Below are 22,545 nucleotides of genomic sequence, written 5' to 3' on the forward strand. Positions count from 1 at the left end.
TTACGGTGCTGCGCCGAGATAGGCGGCGATGACGTCGGGGTTGGCCGCCACTTCCTGCGGGGTGCCCTCGGCCAGCATGCGGCCCTGGTTCAGCGCGGTGATCCGGTGCGAGATGCCCATCACCATCTTCATGTCGTGTTCCACCAGGATGATGGTGACGCCGGTCGCCGCGACGGTCTTGATGACCTCGTCGATCTCGCGGCTTTCGGTGGCGTTCAGGCCGGCCGCCGGCTCGTCCAGCAGAAGCAGCTTCGGCTCCGACGCCAGCGCGCGGGCGATCTCCAGCCGCTTCAGCGCGCCGTAGGGCATGGAGGCGGCGTCGGCGTCGATGTATTTCTCCAGCCCGACCTCGGTCATCAGCTGGGCGGCGCGGTCCTTCGCCTCGCGGTCCTTGCGCACCAGAGAGGGGAAGCGGAACAGCGCCGGCAGAAGCCGGGTGTTCAGGTGCAGGTGCCGCCCCACCATGACGTTCTCCAGCGCCGTCATGTTGAAGAAGATCTGCAGGTTCTGGAAGGTGCGCGACATGCCGCGGGCCGCCAGCTTGTAGGGCGCCATGCCCGACACGTCGGCCCCGTCGAACAGCACCCGGCCGCCCGACGGCTTGTAGACGCCGGTCACCAGGTTGAACAAAGTGGTCTTGCCAGCCCCGTTCGGCCCGATGATCGAATGGATGTCGCCGGCCGCGATGGTGAAGCTGAGGTCGCCGACGGCGAGCACGCCGCCGAACTCGCGGCTGAGATGCTCCACCTTCAGGATCGGCGGGCCGACGCGGCGGGCCTGGGCCGTGGTGTCGGCGGCGAGGTCGGTCGTGGTCAGCATGTTCATGCCCGCCTCCGCGCCGGGATCAGCGCCGCCAGGGTGGGAAGAAGGCCCTTCGGCATGAAGACCATCGTCGCCATCAGGATGCCGCCCAGCACGATCTGTTGGTAATCCTGGAAGACGGTCAGCGCCTGCGGCAGCAGGGTCAGCACCACCGCGCCGACGACCGCGCCGAAGGTCGAGGCCATGCCGCCGAACACCACCATGGTCACCAGCTCGATCGACTTGAAGAAGTCGGCCTTGGCCGGGGTGATCAGGCCGGTGTAGTGGGCGAACAGGCTGCCGGCCACGCTGGCGAACACCGCCGACAGCACGAAGACCAGCACCTTGAAGCGGGCGGTGTCGACGCCGACCACCTCGGCCGCCACCTCCGACCCATGGACGGCGCGCAGCGCCCGGCCCATCGGGCTGTCGATCAGGTTCAGCGACAGCCAGACGACGCCCAGCAGGAACACGCCGACCACCCAGTACCAGACCTTCTCTCCATACAGCTCGACGCCGAAGATTTTGAACGGCTCAACCATCATGCCGTCGGGACCGCCGGTCAGTCCGCTTTCGGTGCGCAGCACGATCGACACGATGATGCCGATGCCGAGAGTCGCCATCGCGAGATAGTGGCCCTTCAGCCGCAGGATCGGCTTGGCGACCAGGAAGGCCATCAGCCCGACGAAGGCGGCCCCGGCCAGCAGCGCCGCGACCGGCGGCCAGCCGTAGCTGCCGACCAGCACGCCCGACGCATAGGCGCCGATGCCGAAGAAGCCGGCATGGCCCAGGCTGATCTGCCCGGCATAGCCGATCAGCAGGTTCAGCCCGACGCAGACCACGGCGTTGAAGCCGGCCAGGATGGCGATGTCGAGATAGAAGTTGTTGGGCAGGAAGGCCGGCAGGACCGCGATCACCGCGCCCAGTGCCAGAAGCCCGGTCAGCCGCCCGTGAAGGAGTGCGTTCATCGGTTATCCGGTCCTTACACCCGTTCGGTGCCGCGCTTGCCGAACAGCCCGTTCGGCATGAAGAGAAGGACGGCCAGGATGATGACGAAGGCCACCGCATCCTTGTAGGCCGAGGAGATGTAGCCGGCGCCCAGCGATTCGGCGACGCCGACGATCAGCCCGCCGGCGACCGCGCCCGGCCCGTGGCCGAGGCCCCCCAGCACCGCGGCGGTGAAGCCCTTCAGCCCCAGCATGATGCCCATCTCGGTGTAGGAGAAGGTGATGGGGGCGACCACCGCGCCGCCGATGGCGCCCAGCGCCGCCGACAGCGCGAAGGAGGCGAGCACCACCCGCTTCACGTCGATGCCGACCAACTGTGCGGCCAGCCGGTTGTGCGAGGTGGCGAGGATCGCCTTGCCGGTCAGCGTCTTGTTGAAGAACAGGCCGATGGCGACGATCAGCACGCCGGCCGTGCCCACCACCCACAGCGACTGCGGCTGCATCGAGGCACCCAGGATCTGGATCGGCGTTTCGCCCGAGAAGGCGTCCAGCCGCTTGAAATCCTTGCCCCAGATCAGCTCGGCGATGCCGCGCAGGAAGATCGACGCGCCGATGGTGATGATGATGAGGGTGACGGTGGAGGCGTTGCGGGCGCGTTCGACCGCGAATTTCGCCACCAGCACGCCGACCAGCATGGCGCCGCCGCAGCCGATCAGGATCGCCAGCGGCAGCGGCACGCCCGACGCGGTCAGGGTGGCCGACGCCATGCCGCCGACCATGATGAACTCGCCCTGGGCGAAGTTGATGACATGGCTGGCGTTGTAGATGATCGAGAAGCCGAGCCCCGCCAGCGCATAGATCGCGCCGATGGTCAGCCCCGACAGCATGTATTGCAGCAGTTCCGCGAACATCGTTGGGTTCCTGATGTTCCTCTCCCGCGCACATCTCCCCCTCTCCCCCCGGGGAGAGGGTCGGGGTGAGGGGGACGCGTGGGGTGGATTGGCGGGAATGATCGCGGCATCACATTCTTGTGAGGCCACGCAATGCATCCCCCTCACCCTAACCCTCTCCCCGGGGGGAGAGGGGATATGGATCGGCGGTTTACTTCACCAGCGACCAGTCGCCCTGCTTCACCTCCACCATGTGGAAGGCGTCCAGCGTCAGGCCCATGTGGTCGGTCGGGCTCATGGTCACGGTGCCGCCGGTGCCGACATAGCCCTTGGTCTGCTCGATGGCGTCGCGCAGCTTGGCCTTGTCGGTGCCGCCGGCGCGCTTCACCGCGTCCAGCGCGATCATCAGGCCGTCATAGGCATGGCCGGCGAAGGTCGAGACCTCGGTGTTGAAGCTGTCCTCGTAGACCTTGGTGAACTCGGTCACGACCTTCTTCTGCGGATCGCTGTCGGGCAGCTGGGCGGCGACGACCAGGCCGGCGGCCGGCAGGCGGACACCCTCGGCGGCACCGCCGGCCAGCCGGATGAACTCCTTCGACGCGACACCGTGTGACTGGTAGAGCGGCAGCGAGATGCCGAGCTGGCGGTAGTTCTTGGTCACCACCGCCGGCCCCTGGCCCAGCCCGAACACCAGCACCGCCTGCGCCGCCGCGTTGTTCTTGATCTTGGTCAGCTGGGCGGTGACGTCGGTGTCCTTGGCGCCGTAGGTCTCGTCGGCGACCAGCTCGATCCCGCGCTCCTTGGCGACGGCCAGCGTCTGCTCGCGGCCCGACTTGCCGAAGCCCGAATCCTCGGACAGCAGCGCCAGCTTGGTCAGGCCGCGCTTCTTCATGTCCTCCATCACCTTTTCCGCGGCCATGCGGTCGGTGTGGGGGGTCTTGAACACCCACTTCTTCACCGGCTCCACGATCACCACCGCGCCGGCCAGCGAGATGAAGGGCACGCCGGCACGCTCCACCAGCGGAACCGCCGCCATGGTGGCCGCGGTCGTGGTGCCGCCGACGATCACATCGACGCCGTCGCTCTCGATCAGGCGCTTGGTGAAGGAGGCGGCCTTGTCGGCGGCGCCGCCGTCGTCATAGACGGTCAGCTTCACGGGACGGCCGTCGATGCCGCCGGCCTTGTTGATGCGGTCGGCATACAGCTCCAGCACCTTCTTCTCCGGATCGCCGAGGAAGGAGGCCGGGCCGGTGGCCGAGACGAAGGCGCCGACCTTGATCGGGTCCGCGGCCTGCGCCGCGCCGGACAGCAGGCCGGACACCGCCGTCATGGCGGTCATGGCGGTGAAGGCGATGGTGGCAAGCAGGCGTTTGCGCATGATGTCCTCCCTTGTGCTGCCCGCCTTGCCACCGGTCCGGGCGGCGGCCCGGTCCCGGTGCGGCGGGACGATTTGCATCACATAATGTTTCAAACGAAACCGTTTCGGAAGAAAAATTTCGGCTGGCCCGACCACAATCGAAGTACGGATGTTGCCGCCCGCCTCCCCTTCCCTTTGCGATCCCTCCGGTCCGGGCGCCGGGAATCGTCATTTCGTTTTATGACACAAATTTACTTTATGACGCCAACGTAGTGTATCACATTAATGATTGTCAAACGGAAAGTCCGGATTGCCTCCTATCGACGGCCGGCGCGCTTCCCGCTCCTGCCGTCCGCGCTGTCGTGGCACTGGCAGAACCGGGTCCGGGTTTCGTATACAACTCCGTCGCGCCGCCTCACTCCGTTCCACCCGCTTCGCCACCCTCATCGCAAGCCGTATCGACAAGGACGCCCCCACCGCATGGCCCGCCCGCGCCGCCCCGAAGACCTTGCCGCCCAGCTGACCGAAACGATCGCGCCGCGGGCGAAGTCGCTGATCATCACCGTCTATGGCGACGCGGTGCTGCCGCATGGCGGATCGCTGTGGCTGGGCAGCCTGATCGACCTGATGGGCCTGTTCGGGATGAGCGAGCGGATCATCCGGACCTCCGTCTTCCGGCTGTGCAAGGACGATTGGCTGACCAACACGCAGATCGGCCGGCGCAGCTTCTACCGCGTCACCGACAGCGGGAAAGAGCGCTTCGCCGCGGCCGAACGGCGGATCTACGCGCCGCTGGCCCGCGAATGGGACCGCGGCTGGGACCTGCTGATGGTGCCGCCCAATGCGCTGGACGCCGAGACGCGCGACGCCCTGCGGCGGGAGCTGACCTGGCAGGGTTTCGGCGCCGCGTCTGCCACCGTCTACGCCCACCCCAATTGCGACGAGGCGGCGATGCACCGGTCGCTGGCGGAACTGGGGGTGGCCGACAGGATCGTCCACATGAAGGCCAGCCTGGACCGGGCGGAGGGGTTCGGGGCTCTGCGCGATCTGGTGCGCGGCTGTTGGGATATCGATCAGCTGGAGCACGACTATACGGCGTTTCTGGATCACTTCCGTCCGGTCTGGGCCGCGGTCGATGCCGCCGACGCGCCGGACCCGGCAGCCTGCTTCGTCCTGCGCACGCTGATGATCCACGACTTCCGCCGCATCCTGCTGCGCGACCCGATGCTGCCGCCCGACCTGCTGCCGGCCGACTGGCCGGGCCAGGAATCGCGGATGCTGACCCGCAACCTCTACCGCCGGCTGGCCGGCCCGTCGGAAGCCTTCCTGATGCAGGCGGCGACCACCGCCAACGGTCCGCTTCCCGATGCGCAGCCGGCCTTCCACGGCCGTTTCGGCGGGCTGGAGAGCGTCGCCGCCGGCTGATGCCCGCCCTGCGACAATGGGCCTTGGGACCAATGGGTGAACAGCCGGGAACTTCATACAATTAATGCGAAAAGCGCGGTAAGATCCGGTGTTGCCGTTCGATCGGTCCATTCCGGGATATCGCCCATGCTGACCATCGTCTACCGCAGCGAGGCCATCGACCGGCTGCCCTACAGCGCGCTCGCCGACATCTGCCTGTTCAGCGCCCGCAAGAACCACGAATTGGGGGTGACCGGCTTCCTGGTCGAGTTCGACGGCATCTTCCTGCAGGTGCTGGAAGGCGAGGCGGAGGTGGTGCAGCGGCTTTACGCCCGCATCGCCGCCGACCCCCGCCACCGCGACGTCGAACTGCTCTTGTGCGAAAACTCCGCCGGGCAGCCCAACTTCGGCTTCTGGGCGATGAATTTCGGCCCGCTCGACACCCCGACCTTCTGGCAGGCGGTGTTCGGCTCCCCCGTCCGCATCGAGGAGTTCCGCCGCCGGTCGCACGATGCCGACTTCGCGCTGGACGTCCTCGCCCGCGCCTACATGCACGCCTGCATCCTGGCCGATGTCGATCCCGCCACCCGCGAGCTGGTGCAGGGCAACATCCCCTGCCTCGTGCCCGGCTGAAGACGGGCCGGCCGAGGTCCCGCAGCGGCGGAATTTCGATACCGTTTCATCGGCTAAAATCGGCTTTGCGAACGAATTGATCTGGATCAATTCGGCGCTTCCCTATGTCTTTTCTTCAAAATCAATGACTTGAACAAGCCCATCGACTCATTGACATGATACAGAAAATGTTGAGATGCGAGATTTTCCGTGTCATATAAAGACCACAGGGCGCCGATGGAAAAGTGAGCGCCCGCCGAATGTCCCGGAGGAAACGCCCCCATGTCCAAGGACTACACCCCCATCGCCAACACGATGGAGTTCCCCCCGCCACGCCGCAGCCGAACGTCTATCCGCTGTCCTGGGTGTCGCAGACCAAGAAGCTGGAAGAGGTCTATGCCGCGGCCCAGCGCGAGAACTGGGACCCGGCCAAGCTGCCCTGGGACAGCTTCGACGTGTCGCGCTACAGCTGGGAGGAGCGGGAGGCCATCGCCTATTGGTGGACCATCCTGTCGGTGTTCGACGCGTCGGCCCCGCCGGTCTTCGCCCATGCCCTGATCAAGACCTACGAGGTGCATGAGGAGGATCCCGTCCGCCGCTGCTTCTTCTCCGTTACCCGCGACGAGCAGAACCACGAGCAGATGTGCGGGCTGGCCATCACCAAGCTGCTGGAGGCCACCAGCCCGCTGACCTACGAGCCGAAGACCGACCTCGGCCGCCGGCTGCAGAAGAACGCCCACTGGCTGTACTACAATGGCGGGCGCTATTGGGACGGCTACAAGAAGGCGGTTCCGAAATACTCGCTGGCCGTGCTGTTCAGCTCCTTCCTGATGGGCGAGATCGCGGCGGCGACCATCTTCCACCAGATGGCGGCCGGCTGCACCGAGCCGGTGTTCAAGGAGGCCTTCCGCAACATCGGCCGCGACGAGGGCCGCCACATGGCGATCTGCATGTCGGTGATGGAGCGCGACTATCCCCATCTGGCGGTGGAGGACCGGTCGATCATCACCAAGCAGATCCGTGCCGGCTATCTGTTCCTGTCCGCCGTCCTGTTCGAGCCGCCGCCCCAGTTCTGGGACCTGCCCGACGACTTCATCGCCACCCAGCGCGAGGCCGAGGCCATCGCCCGCAACGCCGGCTTCCACATCCCGGACTACGAGGCGAAGAAGGAGAACTGGCGCAACGCCATGCTGAACCTGAAGGGCGTCTTGGACCGCTACAACATCCCCTTCCCGGCGATCCCCGAGGTCGGCATCACCGGCGAGGAAGTGCGCGACGTCGATATGGACGAGATCATTCCGGTGTTCTGAGGCGCTTCGTCAGAGCGCCGGCCCGATTGCCCCCACCCTAACCCTCCCCCGCTGGGCGGGGAGGGGACCGCTGCTGAACGCCGACAAAGCTCCTGTCCCCCTCCCCCGCCCAGCGGGGAGGGTCGGGGTGGGGGCAAGAGTCTCTCCGCAAAACCACCTCTCCCCAAGGATCCCCCCGGTGAGCCGCATCCGCCTCCACCCCTCCGGCCGCACGGTCGAGTGCCGTGACGGCGAGACCGTCCTGTCGGCGCTGGAACAGGCCGGCTACGCCCTGCCCAACAACTGCCGCGCCGGCGCCTGCGGCGAATGCAAGGTCAAGGTCCTGAGCGGCCAGTTCGACCAGGGCATGGTGCTGGACATGGCGCTGTCCCAGGGCGAGCGGAAGGACGGCTACGGCCTGATGTGCATGGCCAAGCCGATCTCCGAAGAGCTGGTGATCGAATACGGCACCGCCGACGCCCAGCCCAAGCTGTTCCCGCCGCGCGAGAACGTGCTGTTCATCGTCACCGACCGCATCCCGCGCACGCCGCGCATCGTGGAGCTGCGCCTGCGCCCGCTGGGCCAGCCGCTGCGCTACTGGCCGGGCCAGTATGTGATGCTGGGCGACGCTTCGGCCGGCGCGCCGCCGCGCTGCTACTCCATCGCCAACGCCCCCCGTCCGGACGGCGAGATCGTGCTGCAGGTGACGCGGGTCGACGGCGGCCCGACCAGCAACTGGATCCACGACACGCTGACCGTCGGCAGCATGGTGAAGCTGTCCGGCCCCTACGGCACCTTCATCGGCGACCCGTCGGTCGACAGCCCGGTGCTGTGCATGGCCGCCGGCTCCGGCCTCGCGCCCATCCTGGCGCTGACCGACGCGGCGCTGCGCCGCGGCTACCGTCCGCCGGTGACGCTGCTGTTCTCCGCCTGCACCCGCGCCGATGTCTACGAGCTGGGGCTTCTCAGCTACTGGCAGGCCAAATACCGCAACTTCAAGGTCAAGGTCACGCTGACGCGGGAAACCAGCCCGGATCACCTGACGGGCCGCATCCCCGCCATCCTGCCCGGCCTGTTCCCCGACCTGTCCGGCCACGCCATCTTCACCGCCGGCAGCCCCGCCTTCGTCGAAGCCTGCGTCGCCGCCGCCCGCGCGCTGGGCGCCAGGGACGACCAAATCCACAGCGAAGGCTACGTCTCGCAGCACATTCCGGAAACGCTGCCGGCCGACCGGCTGATGGCGGTGGGGTGACCGGGAGGCCGGACCCTCAAGCCCTGTGGACGCCGGCGATGAAGCCGTCGATCTCGCGGGTCAGGTCCTTCGACTGGCTGGCGAGCGCGGCGGCGGCGGCGAGCAGCTGGTCGGCCGCCGCACCGGTCTCGCCGGCACCCGCCCGGATGCTGCCCATGCCGCCGCTGACCTCCTGCGCCCCGTCGGCCGCCTGGATCACGCTGCGGGCGATCTCCTGCGTCGCCGCCGCCTGCTGATCCACCGCCGCCGCGATGCCCGACGCGATACGGCTGACCTGGGCGATGGTCTCGCTGATGCCATGGACGGCGGTCACCGCCTCATGCGTCGCGTCGCGGATGCCATTGATCTGGCCGACGATGTCCTCGGTGGCCTTGGCGGTCTGGTTGGCCAGGTTCTTCACCTCCGACGCGACGACGGCGAAGCCCTTTCCGGCCTCGCCAGCCCGCGCCGCCTCGATGGTGGCGTTCAGCGCCAGCAGGTTGGTCTGCCCGGCGATGGAGTTGATGAGCTCCACCACCGCACCGATCCGCTCCGCACTGTCCGCCAGGATGACGACCGCCTCGTCGGCCCGCTTGACGTCGGACACCGCGGCATCGGCGATGCGGGCGGACTCCGCCACCTGCCTGCCGATATCCTGGACCGAGGCGGACAGCTCCTCCGTCGCCGCGGCGGCGGTCTGCACATTGTCGGCGGCGGCGCTGGCGGAAGCCGCCACCTGCTCCGACCGGCCAAGGCTCTGGTCGGCGATGCCGGTCAGGGCGCGGGCGGTCGATTCGAGCTGCTGGGCGGAGGAGGCCAGCGCCCCGGTCAGGCCGCCGACGCGGGCTTCGAACGCCTTCTGCAAATCGGTCAGCGCAGCGGCGCGGGCCTCCTTGGCCTGCCAGTCGGCCTGCTGCTGGCGGGCGAGTTCCTTTGCCCGGACTAGCCCCTCCTTGAACACCTCGACAGCGCGGGCCATGCCGCCGGCTTCGTCGTCGCGGTCGGCGCCCGGCACCGTCGCCTCCAGGTCGCCGGCCGCCAGCCGGTCCATGGCCGCGGTGACCGCGGTGACCGGCCGGGCGATGCCGTCGCCGACCTTCCACGCCACCAGACAGCCCAGCGCGACGCAGCCCAGGCTGACCAGCACGGTCAGCAGGGTCAGCCGGTTGGCGTCGGCCATCACGCTGGATTGCGGCGCCGCCACCATGAAGGACCATGCGCCGTCCGCGCCGGAGAAACGAACCGGCGCCAGCCGCAGGTAATGGGGGGCGCCGGCCAGCGTGACGATGCCGTCGAACGCCCGTCCCTCGGCGACGGCGCGGCGGGCCGCCTCCGGCAGGTCGTCGGCGGCCTTCGACAGCTTGCCGTCGTCGGGATGGGCGACATAGAGGCCCGAACCGGTCAGCACCGCGGCGAAGCCGTCGCCATAGGGCTTCACCGAACGGACCACGTCGGTCAGGCCGGTCAGCGCCATGTCGACCCCGGTGACGCCGATCACGCGGCCCCCGCCGGCGATCCCATCCATCACCGGCGCCGCGGCGCTGGTCATCAGCCGCTTGGTGAAGTCGTCGAGATAGGGTTCGGTCAGCACCGGCTTCCGCGCCGCGGCGGCCGACTTGTAATATTCCTTCTCCTGCACGTCGGAGAAGGGATAGCCCTCGCTGTCGTCGGCCTGCACGCCCTGCGCGCCCGGCAGCCACAGCAGGCTCATCCGGCCGGTCTTGGGCAGGCCGAGGATCTCGGCGGAGCGGTCATGGTCGGCGAAGGCCGCGTCCCGGCCGTCGAACCCGTCGTCGGCCATGTCCACCCACACCCCGGCATAGAGCGGATTGGCTTCGGCGACGCGGCGCAGATAGCGGTTCACCGTTTCGCGCCGCGGGGTCCCGGTGGACCGTTCCACCTCCACCAGCGCCGCGGCGGCGCGGGCGGCGTCAAGCGCGGCGGAGATATCGGCGGCAACCCGCGCGCCATGGCGGTCCGCCATCTCGGCAGCCAGGGTCAGGGCGGCTTTGTGCCCGGCGTCGCGCGACAGGGTGAGCGACACCGCCGTCACCGCGGCGGCACCCGCCGCCAAGACCGCCGCCACGCCGATGATGATCTTCGTCCTGAACCGAGCCTTCATGCCGCACGCCTTCGTCCGGCCCGCCAAATGTTCGGGATTGAACCGTAAGGCGGCACCAAGTAGGGGGTAAGGAGCGGCACCTTATAATCGATAACGATGGGATGGCACATCAATTTTCGGGACTTATGGGTTGGCAGTTCAACCCCGGAACCGCTTCCGGACCGGCAGGCAATGTCACGACGGCGGGCGGATTGATTTTGCTGCAATCGCGAAAAAGGTGCCGGCAGGGCAAATCCACCCCCACCGGCACCTCGTTCCACACCCTTCAATTCGGCAGGGCGCCGGATTTCACGCCTCTGCCGGTTCCAATTCACGGACCGTCGTACCGCACCAGCTGCTGGTCGATGGCGCCGAACACGCTGGAGCCGGCCGCGTCGAACAGCTCGATCCGCACGCGGTCGCCGAAGCGCATGAAGGGGGTCTTCGGTGCGCCGTGCTCGATGGTCTCGATCATCCGCAACTCGGCAAGGCAGGAGTAGCCGACGCCGCCGGCCGCGACCGGCTTGCCGGGGCCGCCGTCCAGCTTGTTCGACACGGTGCCCGACCCGACGATGCTGCCGGCCGCCAGATGACGGGTCTTGGCGGCATGGGCGATCAGGGTGGGGAAGTCGAAGGTCATGTCCACCCCGGCATCCGGGCGGCCGAAGGGCTCGCCGTTCAGCGTCGTCACCAGCGGGCGGTGCAGCTTGCCGCCGTCCCAGGCGTCGCCCAGTTCGTCCGGCGTCACCGCGACGGGGGAGAAGCTGGAGGCCGGCTTGGACTGGAAGAAGCCGAAGCCCTTGCCCAGTTCCGCCGGGATCAGGTTGCGCAAGCTCACGTCGTTGACCAGCATCAGCAGCCGGATGTGGCCGCGCGCCGCCTCGGCCGAGACGCCCATCGGCACGTCGCCGGTGACGACGGCGATCTCCGCCTCGAAATCGACGCCCCAGGCCTCGGTCGCCGCCGGGATCGGGTCGGTCGGCGCCAGGAAGCCGTCGGAGCAGCCCTGATACATCAGCGGGTCGGTCCAGAAGCTGGGCGGCATCTCCGCCCCGCGCGCCTTGCGGACCAGCTCCACATGGTTGACGTAGGCCGACCCGTCCGCCCACTGGTAGGCGCGCGGCAGCGGCGAGGCCGCCTCGGCCGGGTCGAAGGGCTGGCCCGATGCCGGATCGGCGTTCAGCGCGCGATAGGCCTCTTCCAGCCTGGGCGCCAGCGCCGTCCAGTCGTCCAGCGCCGCCTGCAGCGTGCGGGAGATCTCCGGCACCGGGGTGGCGCGGGCCAGGTCGCGCGACACCACCACCAGGGTGCCGTCGCGCCCGCCCGCCTTCAAACTTGCCAGCTTCATTCGTCTCTTCCCTTCCTTGGAATTCAGCGTCCGGCGGCCTTGATCCCGGTATTCGGGTGGCCGCTCATTTCGCCTTCCAGCTGTCGGCGTAGCCGCCCCATTCGACGCCTTCCATCGCCGGATAGACATCCAGCGGGTCGCGGGTGTCGATCATCACGGCGACCTCGTCGGTCTCCTTGCGTTCGAACTTCTGCGCCACCTCGTAGGCCTTCGGGTGCGGCCCGTGCGGGAAGCCCGAGGGGTGATAGGTGACCATGCCGGGATGGATGTTGTCGCGCGAGAAGAACTGGCCGCGGTGATAGAACAGCACCTCGTCGAAATCCTCGTTCGAGTGATAGTAGGGCAGCTTCAGCGCCTCCGGGTCCGATTCGATGGGCCGCGGCACGAAGGTGCAGATGATGAAGCGCCCCGCGATCCAGGTGCTGTGCGCCGAGGGCGGCAGGTGGTAGCGGTGGCTCATCAGCGGCCGGATGTCGCGCCAGTTCAGCCGCACCGGCGCCAGATCGCCGTGCCAGCCCACCGCATCCAGCGGGTTGAACGGATAGGTCATGGCGCAGAGCTGCCCGCGCTTCTTCACCCGTACGAGCGTCTCGCGCTCATGCTTCTGCGCCTGGAAGGCGTCGTCCAGCGCCGGGACGTCCAGCACCGCCGGGTCGAAGATGGCGTGGGTGCCGACCAGCCCCTTGTGCGGCAGCTTGTAGGCGTCGCCGGTGGCCTCCACCATCAGCACCATCACCGCCTCGTCCGTCTCCAGCCGCCAGCAGGTGTTGCGCGGCAGCACGACATAGTCGCCCTCGCGCACCTCCAGATGGCCGTAGTCGCAGAACAGCTGGCCACCGCCCTGGTGGAAGAACAGCAAATCGTCGCCGTCGGCGTTGCGGACCAGATGGTCCATCTTCCCCTTGAAGCGCCACAGCCGCACCTGGGTCGCCCCGTTGCCCATCAGGGCGGGCGCCTCCAGCGGGCAGCCCGGCATGTGGTCCACATGGTTCAGGTCGAAGGCGCGCGGGCGCAGCGGCCCGTCGAAGCTGGTCCAGCCGGTCGGCGGGTGGGCATGGTGCATCTGGGTCGCCGGGCCGAAGAAGCCCTCGCGCCCCATTTCACGCTCGTAGGTGCCGGCGGGAAGCCGCACATGGGCCTGACGCGAGGCGGTGCCTTCGACCTTCGGAAACGAAATCCAGTTCTTCATGGCGCTTCCCCCGATAGTGCCGCCGGCCGTTTCCGCATCGGACGCCGGCAGGCTTGTTCCGTTGCCGCCATTTTAGTTTCGTTTGAAACTGTTGCAAGAGCCAAATTCCGGCGCAGGATGGGGGTATCTGCGATTCTTCTTACAGACGATGCCCGCCCATGCCGTCCGCCCGCCGCCCACGCCCCTCCTCGCCCGCATCATCATCCGGCACGGCGGACCTGCCGGCGCTGCACCTGACGCGCTTCCTGCCCTACCGGCTGTCGGTGCTGGCCAACACGGTCAGCCACACGCTGGCCAAGCTGTACGAGAAGCGGTTCGGCATCACCATCCCGGAATGGCGGATCATCGCCGTGCTGGGCGGCGGCGAGACGATGAGCGCCGGGGAGATCGCGCAGCGCACGGCAATGGACAAGGTGCAGGTCAGCCGCGCCATCAGCCGCATGCTCGACTCCGCGCTGATCCTGCGCGAATCGGGCGACACCGACCGGCGCAAGGCCCTGCTGACCCTGACGCCGAAGGCGCTGGCGATCTATGCGGAGATCGTGCCGATGGCCCTGACCTATGAGGAGGAGGTCACCGACGCCCTGTCGATCGACGAGCGGGCACAGCTCGACACCCTGTTGTCCAAGCTGCAGGCCCGCGCCGACCAACTGGCCGCCCGCCCGGCGCCGGTCGCGGCGCAGGCGGAGCCGGTGGAGGAGTAAGGAGCCGCTCAGCCCCCTTCACCTTGTGCAGCGGCTGGCTGGTGCCGGCATCGACGCGGCCGCGGCCGGGCTCCTCCGCCTCCAGCGGCGCACAGGCGACCATGGTGGCGAGCGAGCGGCGGGCGAGGCGCTGATACTCGTCGGTCCCCTCCGACTTCCAGGCGATCTCGTCGGGCCGCAGGTCGCGCATCACCTTGGCCGGCAGGCCGGCCGCCAGCGTGCGCGGCGGCACGACGAAGCCCGCCTTGACGAAGGCCATGGCGGCGACGATGGATTCCTCGCCGATCTCCGCCCCGTCCATCACCACCACATTCATGCCGACCAGCGCGTTGCGGCGGACGATGCAGCCGTGCAGCACCGCGCCATGGCCGACATGCCCGTCCTCCTCGACGATGGCGTCATGGCCGGGGAAGGCATGCAGGGTGCAGTTGTCCTGCACGTTGCTGCCCCGCTGCAGCAGGACCCTGCCGAAATCGCCGCGCAGGCTGGCGCAGGGGCCGACATAGCAGTTCGGCCCCACCACCACGTCGCCGATCAGCACGGCGGAGGGATGGACGAAGGCGGTCGGGTCGATGACGGGGATCACGCCGTCGATGGCGTAGACGGTCGGGCGCGGCAAGGTGGGAGTGATGGTGGCAGCGGTCATGGTCGGCGTTCCTCGGTGTCTCTATCCGGTCTTTTGCCGCAAGGCTACACCGCCGCACCCTGTACGCGATACCGATTTTCCGTCATAGTAGCTTTCCCTGTATCGCGTCCAAATCGGTCGCGCTGAAGGCTTGATTGGTATCAAATGAAACTGTATCGTTGGCAACCATAACGATTCGGCACAAGCCGGCGCATCCGGCCATGGTTCTGGCGATCTTTGTTTCCGGGGAGGAAACGCCCAATGCATGCGACCTTCAGCTATCCGAAATACAGCTTCATCCCATCGGAGGAACAGCGCACCGGCACCGTCCGGCGTCATCCGGTGGTGGTCATCGGCGCCGGCCCGGTCGGGCTGACCGCGGCACTCGACTTCGCGCTGAAAGGCGTGCCGGTGGTGGTGCTGGACGCCGAGGATACCGTCAGCGTCGGCAGCCGCGCCGTCTGCTATGCCAAGCGGGCGCTGGAGGTGTGGGACCGGCTGGGCGTCGGCCAGCGCATGATCGACAAGGGTGTCGTCTGGAAGATCGGCAAGGTCTTCAACGGCGACCGCATGGTCTACCAGTTCGACCTGCTGCCGGAGCCGGACCACAAGATCCCCGCCTTCATCAACCTCCAGCAATATTACCTGGAGGATTTCCTGGTCACGCAAGCCCGCAGGAGCGACCTGATAGACCTGCGCTGGCTCTCCCGCGTCATCTCCGCCAAGCAGGAGGACGACCATGTCGTGCTGCAGGTGGAAACGCCCGACGGCGTCCATGCGGTGGAGGCCGATTGGGTCATCGCCTGCGACGGCGCCAAGTCGTCGGTGCGCAAGATGCTGGGGCTGGAGTTCCAGGGAGAGGTGTTCAAGGACCGCTTCCTGATCGCCGACGTGGTGATGAAGGCGGATTTCCCGGCCGAACGCTGGTTCTGGTTCGACCCGCCCTTCCACCGCAAGCAGTCGGCGCTGCTGCACATGCAGCCCGACAATGTCTGGCGCCTGGATTTCCAGCTGGGCTGGGACGCCGACCCGGAGGAGGAGAAGAAGCCGGAGCGCGTCATCCCCCGCGTCCAGGCGATGCTGGGCGCCGACACGCCGTTCGAACTGGAATGGGTGTCGGTCTACACCTTCCAGTGCCGCCGGCTGGAGCGGTTCCGCCATGGCCGCATCCTGTTCGCCGGCGATTCGGCCCATCAGGTCTCGCCCTTCGGCGCGCGCGGCGCCAACAGCGGCGTGCCGGACGCCGACAATCTGGTGTGGAAGCTGGCGCTGGTGCTGGACGGCAAGGCACCGGAGTCGCTGCTGGACAGCTACAGCGACGAACGGGTGGCGGCGGCGAAGGAGAATATCCTGAACTCCACCCGCTCCACCGACTTCATCACGCCGAAGAGCGAGATGAGCCGCGTCTTCCGCGACGCCGTGCTGGAACTGGCGGTCGACCAGCCCTTCGCCCGCTCGCTGGTCAATTCCGGCCGTCTGTCCACCCCGACCACCTACAGCGACAGTCCGCTGAACACGCCGGATACCGACGCCTTCGCCGGGCGGATGGTGCCGGGGGCGCCGGCCACCGATGCGCCGGTGGAGCGCGACGGCCAGCCCGGCTGGCTGATGGAGGCGCTGGACGGCCGCTTCACCGTGCTCTACGCCGCGGGTGACGGACCGGTCCCGGCCGAGGTGGCGGAAGCGCTGGACGGTCTCGCCGCCGGGCCGCTGCCGCTCGCCTGGCATGCGGTGACCGAGCGCCGCCGCGGCATCGCCGGGGAACTGGTGGACAGCGCCGGCCGCCTGCGCGAGCGCTACGACCTGACGCCGGGCAGCGTCTATCTGATCCGCCCCGACCAGCACATCGCCGCCCGCTGGCGCCGCTTCGACGCCGCGGCCCTGTCCGCCGCGCTGGCCCGCGCCACCGGCCGCTGACATACGAACTCGTGGAGCCCACCCATGGCCAAACTGATGACCGAGCAGCGCTTCGCCAGCCCGGACGACGTCTACCAGCTGCTGATCGACAGCCACCGCGACCTGACCCCCGACCAGAGCACCCGCCTGAACGCCAAGCTGATCCTGCTGCTCGCCAACCACATCGGCGACGCCGAGGTTCTGGCCGAGGCGTTGCGGGTGGCGCGGCAGGGGGTGGAGTAGGATAGAGTTCCCCCTCCCTCCCACGGCTTCGGATCGGCCTTCGGCCGACCGAGGGCAGGAGAGGGGAGTTTGCGACGCAGCGGCAGTCCCCTCTCCCTCGAAGAGTGGGAGGGTTAGGGAGGGGGCATCGTCAGCCGACACCCCGGCACCTCCCCCACTGACGCCAAGCCCAAGATGGCGTACAAAAGGCGCAAGCCCCCTCTTGCGGAGACTGCGCCCACCATGACCCTGCGCCGCCTGATCGCCCTGCTGTTCATGCTGTCGTGGTGCGGACCGGCGCTTGCCGAAGGGCTGGTGCAGACGCCGCTGTCGATCCCCGCGCGCTTCCCCGACGGCAGTTCCGCCACGCTGGAGGCGATGCTGCTGCGGCCGGACGGCCCCGGTCCCTATCCCATCGCGATCATCAGCCACGGCACCCCGCGCGACCCGGCGGAACGGGCGCAGATGACGCCGTTGCGCTATCTGCCGGAAGCCCGCGAATTCGCCCGGCGCGGCTGGGCGACGGTGGCGGTGATGCGGCGCGGCTATGGCGGGTCGGACGGCCCCTACAGCGAATCGACCGGCGCCTGCAACAACCCCGACTACCTGCATTCCGCCCGGCAGAGCGCCGAGGATCTGCGCCAGGCCGTCCGCTATGTGGCGGCCCAGCCCTATGCCGATCCCGGCCGCGTCATCGCGGTGGGCGTGTCCGCCGGCGGGCTTGCCAGCATCGCGCTCAGCGCCGACCCGCCGCCGGGGCTTAAGGCGGCGATCAGCTTCGCCGGTGGGCGCGGCTCCATCGCCGACAACGAGGTCTGCCGGGAGGAGCGGCTGGTCGCCGCCTTCGGCACGCTGGGCCGCAGTTCGCGCGTGCCGACCCTGTGGATCTATGCGGAGAACGACCTGTTCTTCGGCCCCGACCTCGCCCGCCGCCTGTGGGAGGCCTTCACCCATGAGGGCGGCCGGGGCGAGTTCGTCGCCGCACCGCCGCACGGCAAGGACGGGCATTCCTTCTTCAGCGCGGCGATTGCGGAATGGACACCGATGGTCGACGACTTCCTGGCGCAGAACGGGCTGGTCCCGCGCCGGACGCCGATCGCGCTGGCCCTGCCGGCTCTGCCGCCGCCGCCCGAACTGTCCGCCGCGAACCGGGCCAAGTTCCCCGCCTATGTCGCGGCCGGCGGCAACAAGGCCTTCGCCGTGTCGCCCGACGGCGCCTTCGGCTGGAAATCCGGCCTGCGCAGCCTGGAGGCGGCACAGGAGGGCGCGCTGGAGACCTGCGCGAAGCACACCCGCCAAAGCTGCCGCATCGCCTACCTGAACGACCGGCCGGCCGGTGCCGGCGCCGACATGGACGCGGCGGCGCCGGAGGGGCCGCGCGGCACCCCCGTCAGGCTGGAGCCGCCGCCCGAACTGTCCGACGCCAACCGGCCGAAGTTCAACGCCTATCTCGAAGCCGCCGGCCGCAAGGCCTTCGCGGTGTCGCGGGACGGCGCCTTCGGCTGGAAGTCCGGCATGGCCAGCGAGGACGCTGCCCGCCGCGGCGCCCTGGACAACTGCGCCAAATACACCCGCCACACCTGCTATGTGGTGATCGTCGACGACCGGCCGCTGCGGTAATGCTCGAGCGATTGTGCCCCTCCCCAACCCTCCCCCGCCTTTGGCGGTGGAGGGGGCAATCGCACCACGACACCTGCGCGACACCCGCGCCCCCAAAGAAAAAAGGCCCGTCCGGCATCCCGGACGGGCCTTTTCCGTAAGGTCACCCCGCGTCAGCGCGGAGCCAGCACCATGACCATCTGGCGGCCTTCGAGCTTCGGCATCTGCTCGACCTTCGCCAGTTCGTCCAGCTCGTCGCGGACGCGGACCAGCACGTTCATACCCAGATCCTGGTGCGCCATTTCGCGGCCGCGGAAGCGCATGGTCACCTTGACCTTGTCGCCTTCCTCGAGGAAACGGCGCGCCGAGCGCATCTTCACGTCGTAATCGTTGTCATCGATGTTCGGCCGGAGCTTGATCTCCTTGACCTCGATGATCTTCTGCTTCTTGCGGGCTTCGTTGGCCTTCTTCTGCGCCTCGTACTTGAACTTGCCATAGTCGAGGATCTTGCAGACAGGCGGCTCCGCCTGAGGAGCGACCTCGACCAGATCGAGGCCGGCGTCCTCGGCAGCCAGCAAAGCATCGCGCAACGAAACGACGCCGATCATCTCGCCGTCGGCGCCAACGAGACGAACGGAACGAGCCGTAATCTCCCGGTTAACCCGCGGTCCATCGCGGGTCGGGGCGGCTTCGGACGGGATCCTGGCTATGGACGCTTCTCCATGGTCTGAAACCGCGCGGAAGCCGGCTGTCCAGAGGAGCAGCCGGCGGCGTCGCGCGGTCGGTTAAAACGGCGAATCGGTCACGACATCGCCTGCAGGCGATCTCGCTTCCTCAACCAGTTTATTCACCGCCGCGTCGAGGGCAAGAATTTCCTGATCCTTGCCGCCCAGCACGCGGAGCGCGACCGTCCGCTCATCCGCCTCGCGCTTTCCGACAACCAGCATCAGGGGGACCTTCTGCAGGCTGTGCTCGCGGACCTTCAGGTTGATCTTCTCGTTGCGGGTGTCGAGTTCGACGCGCAGCCCCTTGCGCTTCAACAGCTTGGCCACTTCCTCGGCATAACCGTCGGCCTCGCTGGTGATGGTGGCGACGGTCACCTGGACCGGGGCCAGCCACAGCGGGAACTTGCCGGCGTAATGCTCGATCAGCATGCCGATGAAGCGCTCCATCGACCCCAGGATCGCCCGGTGCAGCATGATCGGCCGGTGGCGCGCGCCATCCTCGCCGATATAGCTGGCATCGAGTCGCTCCGGCAGGTTGGGATCGTACTGCAGCGTGCCGCACTGCCAGGTCCGGCCGATGGCATCGGTCAGGTGGAACTCCACCTTCGGGCCGTAGAAGGCGCCCTCGCCCGGCAGTTCCTCATACTCCAGCCCGGCGTCGCGCAGAGCCTGGGCCAGCGCACCCTCCGCGCGGTCCCACAGCTCGTCGGCGCCGGTGCGGACGTCCGGACGCAGGGCCAGCTTCACCGAGATCTTGTCGAAGCCCAGGTCCCGGTAGACGCCGAGCTGCAGCTTGAAATACTCGGCCGCCTCGCTCTGCACCTGATCCTCGGTGCAGAAGATGTGGGCGTCGTCCTGGGTGAAGGCACGGACGCGCATGATGCCGTGCAAGGCGCCCGACGGCTCGTTGCGGTGGCAGGCGCCGAACTCCGCCATGCGGATCGGCAGGTCGCGGTAGGAGCGCAGGCCGTGGCGGAAGATCTGGACATGGCCGGGGCAGTTCATCGGCTTGATGCCCAGCAGCTTCTCGCCGCCGTCGGCCTCCACCTTGAACATGTTGTCGCCATACATGTCCCAGTGGCCCGACGCCTTGAACAGCGAGCTGTCGATCAGCTGCGGCGTCTTGACCTCGACATAGCCGGCACCCTTCAGCTTGGTGCGGATGTAGGTTTCCAGCGTCTGGTAGAGCGTCCAGCCCTTCGGATGCCAGAAGACCGAGCCGACCGCCTCTTCCTGCACATGGAACAGGTCCAGTTCCTTGCCCAGCTTGCGGTGGTCGCGCTTCTCCGCCTCCTCGATCTGGTGCAGGTAGGCCTTCAGCTCCTTCTCGTCGCGCCAGGCGGTGCCGTAGATGCGCTGGAGCATGGGATTGCGGCTGTCGCCGCGCCAATAGGCGCCGGCCACCTTCATCAGCTTGAAGCCCTGCCCGACCTTGCCGGTGGTCATGGCGTGGGGCCCGCGGCACAGATCCAGCCAGTCGCCCTGGCGGTAGATCGACACCGGCTCGCCCTGCGGGATCGCCTCGATCAGCTCGGCCTTGTAATGCTCGCCGAGCTTCTTGAAGTAGGCGACCGCCTCGTCGCGGTCCCAGACCTCGCGCACGATCGGGATGTCGGCCCCGACGATCTCGCGCATCTTCGCCTCGATCTTCTCCAGATCCTCGGGCGTGAACGGCTCGTCGCGCGCGAAGTCATAGTAGAAGCCGGTGGCGATCGACGGGCCGATCGTGACCTGCGTGCCGGGATACAGCTTCTGCACCGCGTCGGCCAGCACATGGGCGGCGTCGTGGCGGATGACCTCGAGGGCGTCGGCGTGGTTGCGCGTGACGATCTCGATCTTGGCGTTGGTAGTGACGGTGGTGGTGAGGTCCTTCACCGTGCCGTCGATCTTGACGGCAAGCGCATCTTTGGCAAGGCGCGAGCCGATGGACTGGGCAATCTCAAGCCCCGTCACCGGCCGGTCGAACTCCCGCACGCTGCCGTCGGGCAGCGTGATGGCGATGTTGGACGTCACCGAAGTCACCATTTCACTAGTGTTGGTCTCACCCGGATCGGGTGCCCGGACTTGGCCGGGAACGCGAAATTTCCATCGCCGCGTGGGGGAATGTCAAGCGCGGTGGCGGAAATCAAGGGGAGCGCGGCTCAAGCACTTGCCCCCACCCTAACCCTCCCCCGCTGGGCGGGGAGGGAATTGGCGCTGATGCAGGAAGGCAGCGGCAGTCCCTCCCCGCCCAGCGGGGGAGGATAGGTGGGGGTCTAACGCCCTCTCACTCCGGCTTCCGGCTCAGCCGCGGTTCGCCGAACAGGTAGCCCTGACCGAAGTCGAAGCCGGTGTCGAGCACCTCGACCAGCTGGTTCTCTGTCTCGATCTTCTCGACGATCAGGTCGATGCCGTCGGCGGCGCAGCGGCGGCGCAACTCGCGGATCCGCTCGGCATTGGCGGGATCCAGCACCAACGCGCGGTCCAGCTTGATGCAGCGGAACTCGTGGCGCAGCAGCCGGTCGATGTCGATGCCGAGGTCCGTCACCTGATCCATGGAGAAGCGGAAGCCCAGCCGCGCCAGCTGCGACAGGATGCCCATCGTCACCGCCCCGCCGGCATTCAGGGCATGCTGGCTCAACTCGAACACCAGCTTCGGCACCAGGGCATGGTTTTGCGCCATCATGTTCAGGAACTGGCGCATGAATTCCGCGTCGGCCAGCGTCGCGGCGGAGATGTTGGCGAAGAAGCCGATGGCGTGCTGGCGCCGCTCCGTCTCGCGGATCAGCTGGACGCAGCGGACCAGCTGGAGATTGTCGATGGTGGCGATCAGCCCCTCGCGCTCGGCGATGTCGAGATAGCGGTCGGGCATGATCTGCTGCCCGTCGGCGGACCGCACGCGCGAGAACACTTCGTAGAAGCGGTGCTTGCGCTGGGGCAGGCTGACGATCGGCTGCAGGTAGACGTCGATGCGGTCGGCTTTCAGCGCGTCGCGCACCGCCTCCAGCACCGCGGCGTCGTCCAGCGGAGCGGCGGAGGGCGGGGCCGGCTGCGGGACGGGCGACGGCACGGCGGCCGGACGCCGGTCACCACTGGGTGCCGGCGGGCGGGGAGCGCGCCGTTCGGTCAGGCGGGCGACCAGCGACTGCAGGAGCTTCACCTCCTGCATCACCGCATCGTAGCGCACGCTGCTTTCCGGCGCGGCGCCATGATCCGATGCAAGGCGCTGCTCCAGCAGATGGGCCAGCTCCTCCACCCGGTCGTTCAGGCGGGCGATGCGGCGGGCGGCCTTGCGCTCGCGCTCCAGCCGCGTCACCACGTCATGGACCAGCGCCCCGGCCAGCACCACCAGCGCGCCGGCCATCCATGCCACCAGCGGATCGGCCTCCGGCCGCAACGCCCACAGGGCGGCACCGGCCGAAATCCCGGCGATCAGATAAGCCAGCGCATAGACGAGGTGCGTCAGCAGGGTCATCGCAGGAACCACGGTGGTGGAAACGGCAGTGCCGGGTCGGAAATCGGCGGTCAGAGCCTTCACAGAATGCGGAACCTTTGACACGGGCATGTCTCCGGACCGGACAGGCATCCTCACTGTCGGGATACCCGCTTGACGATCCGTTAATGCT

18 protein-coding genes and 1 pseudogene are annotated in these 22,545 nt (G+C 68.0%); 8 read left to right on the forward strand and 11 right to left on the reverse strand.

Annotation, left to right across the window (positions count from 1 at the left end):
• The 4 genes from AB8P05_RS07025 to AB8P05_RS07040 all read right to left on the reverse strand — a co-directional run bounded on the left by AB8P05_RS07025 (window position 1) and on the right by AB8P05_RS07040 (window position 4,016).
• A complete protein-coding gene (locus AB8P05_RS07025; RefSeq protein ID WP_472757434.1) occupies window positions 1-825 on the reverse strand; it encodes an ABC transporter ATP-binding protein in 825 nt (274 codons plus the stop codon).
• On the reverse strand, window positions 822-1,769 hold the full coding sequence (locus AB8P05_RS07030) for a branched-chain amino acid ABC transporter permease (RefSeq protein WP_455172515.1): 948 nt from the start codon (window positions 1,767-1,769) through the stop codon (window positions 822-824). The genes AB8P05_RS07025 and AB8P05_RS07030 overlap by 4 nt, the downstream gene beginning before the upstream one ends.
• A gap of 14 nt (window positions 1,770-1,783) precedes the next feature.
• Window positions 1,784-2,659: a branched-chain amino acid ABC transporter permease gene (locus AB8P05_RS07035; protein ID WP_455172516.1), complete on the reverse strand. Its 876-nt coding sequence runs from the start codon at window positions 2,657-2,659 to the stop codon at window positions 1,784-1,786.
• A gap of 190 nt (window positions 2,660-2,849) precedes the next feature.
• Window positions 2,850-4,016, reverse strand: coding sequence for an ABC transporter substrate-binding protein (locus AB8P05_RS07040; RefSeq protein WP_455172517.1), 1,167 nt, complete (start codon window positions 4,014-4,016; stop codon window positions 2,850-2,852).
• Window positions 4,017-4,475: 459 nt separating this feature from the next.
• Between AB8P05_RS07040 and paaX the strand changes: the two genes are divergently transcribed.
• The 4 genes from paaX to AB8P05_RS07060 all read left to right on the forward strand — a co-directional run bounded on the left by paaX (window position 4,476) and on the right by AB8P05_RS07060 (window position 8,552).
• Window positions 4,476-5,420, forward strand: coding sequence for a phenylacetic acid degradation operon negative regulatory protein PaaX (gene paaX / locus AB8P05_RS07045; protein ID WP_455172518.1), 945 nt, complete (start codon window positions 4,476-4,478; stop codon window positions 5,418-5,420).
• Window positions 5,421-5,546: 126 nt separating this feature from the next.
• The gene (locus tag AB8P05_RS07050) at window positions 5,547-6,032 is read left to right on the forward strand and encodes a BLUF domain-containing protein (RefSeq protein WP_455172519.1); all 486 of its coding nucleotides are present in this window, start codon (window positions 5,547-5,549) and stop codon (window positions 6,030-6,032) included.
• Between the two features lie 344 nt (window positions 6,033-6,376).
• Window positions 6,377-7,321: a hypothetical protein gene (locus AB8P05_RS07055; RefSeq protein WP_472757435.1), complete on the forward strand. Its 945-nt coding sequence runs from the start codon at window positions 6,377-6,379 to the stop codon at window positions 7,319-7,321.
• Between the two features lie 178 nt (window positions 7,322-7,499).
• Window positions 7,500-8,552, forward strand: a complete 1,053-nt coding sequence (locus tag AB8P05_RS07060) for a 2Fe-2S iron-sulfur cluster-binding protein (RefSeq protein ID WP_472757436.1) — start codon at window positions 7,500-7,502, stop codon at window positions 8,550-8,552.
• A 16-nt stretch (window positions 8,553-8,568) separates the two neighbouring features.
• On the opposite strand, the gene AB8P05_RS07065 is transcribed toward AB8P05_RS07060, so the two are convergent.
• The 3 genes from AB8P05_RS07065 to AB8P05_RS07075 all read right to left on the reverse strand — a co-directional run bounded on the left by AB8P05_RS07065 (window position 8,569) and on the right by AB8P05_RS07075 (window position 13,169).
• Window positions 8,569-10,653, reverse strand: coding sequence for a methyl-accepting chemotaxis protein (locus tag AB8P05_RS07065; RefSeq protein ID WP_472757437.1), 2,085 nt, complete (start codon window positions 10,651-10,653; stop codon window positions 8,569-8,571).
• A gap of 310 nt (window positions 10,654-10,963) precedes the next feature.
• Complete coding sequence (locus tag AB8P05_RS07070; RefSeq protein ID WP_472757438.1) at window positions 10,964-11,980, reverse strand: fumarylacetoacetate hydrolase family protein; 1,017 nt, start codon at window positions 11,978-11,980, stop codon at window positions 10,964-10,966.
• A 64-nt stretch (window positions 11,981-12,044) separates the two neighbouring features.
• Window positions 12,045-13,169, reverse strand: coding sequence for a homogentisate 1,2-dioxygenase (locus AB8P05_RS07075; RefSeq protein ID WP_472757439.1), 1,125 nt, complete (start codon window positions 13,167-13,169; stop codon window positions 12,045-12,047).
• A 158-nt stretch (window positions 13,170-13,327) separates the two neighbouring features.
• On the opposite strand from AB8P05_RS07075, the gene AB8P05_RS07080 reads away from it, so the two are divergent.
• A complete protein-coding gene (locus AB8P05_RS07080; protein ID WP_472757440.1) occupies window positions 13,328-13,873 on the forward strand; it encodes a MarR family winged helix-turn-helix transcriptional regulator in 546 nt (181 codons plus the stop codon).
• Between the two features lie 256 nt (window positions 13,874-14,129).
• On the opposite strand, the pseudogene AB8P05_RS07085 reads toward AB8P05_RS07080, so the two are convergent.
• Window positions 14,130-14,519: pseudogene (locus AB8P05_RS07085) on the reverse strand (LbetaH domain-containing protein); the annotation flags it as partial.
• Window positions 14,520-14,759: 240 nt separating this feature from the next.
• Here AB8P05_RS07085 and AB8P05_RS07090 point away from each other — a divergent pair.
• The 3 genes from AB8P05_RS07090 to AB8P05_RS07100 all read left to right on the forward strand — a co-directional run bounded on the left by AB8P05_RS07090 (window position 14,760) and on the right by AB8P05_RS07100 (window position 18,236).
• The gene (locus tag AB8P05_RS07090; protein ID WP_472757441.1) at window positions 14,760-16,415 is read left to right on the forward strand and encodes an FAD-dependent oxidoreductase; all 1,656 of its coding nucleotides are present in this window, start codon (window positions 14,760-14,762) and stop codon (window positions 16,413-16,415) included.
• 24 nt (window positions 16,416-16,439) lie between these two features.
• The gene (locus AB8P05_RS07095; RefSeq protein WP_014248756.1) at window positions 16,440-16,637 is read left to right on the forward strand and encodes a DUF2783 domain-containing protein; all 198 of its coding nucleotides are present in this window, start codon (window positions 16,440-16,442) and stop codon (window positions 16,635-16,637) included.
• Window positions 16,638-16,859: 222 nt separating this feature from the next.
• The gene (locus tag AB8P05_RS07100; protein WP_472757442.1) at window positions 16,860-18,236 is read left to right on the forward strand and encodes a CocE/NonD family hydrolase; all 1,377 of its coding nucleotides are present in this window, start codon (window positions 16,860-16,862) and stop codon (window positions 18,234-18,236) included.
• Between the two features lie 152 nt (window positions 18,237-18,388).
• Here the strand turns inward: AB8P05_RS07100 and infC are convergent, their stop codons facing one another.
• The 3 genes from infC to AB8P05_RS07115 all read right to left on the reverse strand — a co-directional run bounded on the left by infC (window position 18,389) and on the right by AB8P05_RS07115 (window position 22,457).
• Window positions 18,389-18,916: a translation initiation factor IF-3 gene (infC, locus tag AB8P05_RS07105; protein ID WP_455173062.1), complete on the reverse strand. Its 528-nt coding sequence runs from the start codon at window positions 18,914-18,916 to the stop codon at window positions 18,389-18,391.
• Between the two features lie 84 nt (window positions 18,917-19,000).
• Window positions 19,001-20,965, reverse strand: a complete 1,965-nt coding sequence (thrS, locus tag AB8P05_RS07110) for a threonine--tRNA ligase (RefSeq protein WP_472757443.1) — start codon at window positions 20,963-20,965, stop codon at window positions 19,001-19,003.
• A gap of 241 nt (window positions 20,966-21,206) precedes the next feature.
• Complete coding sequence (locus tag AB8P05_RS07115) at window positions 21,207-22,457, reverse strand: EAL domain-containing protein (RefSeq protein WP_472757444.1); 1,251 nt, start codon at window positions 22,455-22,457, stop codon at window positions 21,207-21,209.
• Window positions 22,458-22,545: the final 88 nt, after the last annotated feature.

It is taken from the genome of Azospirillum sp. VT-I1 (assembly GCF_055698305.1).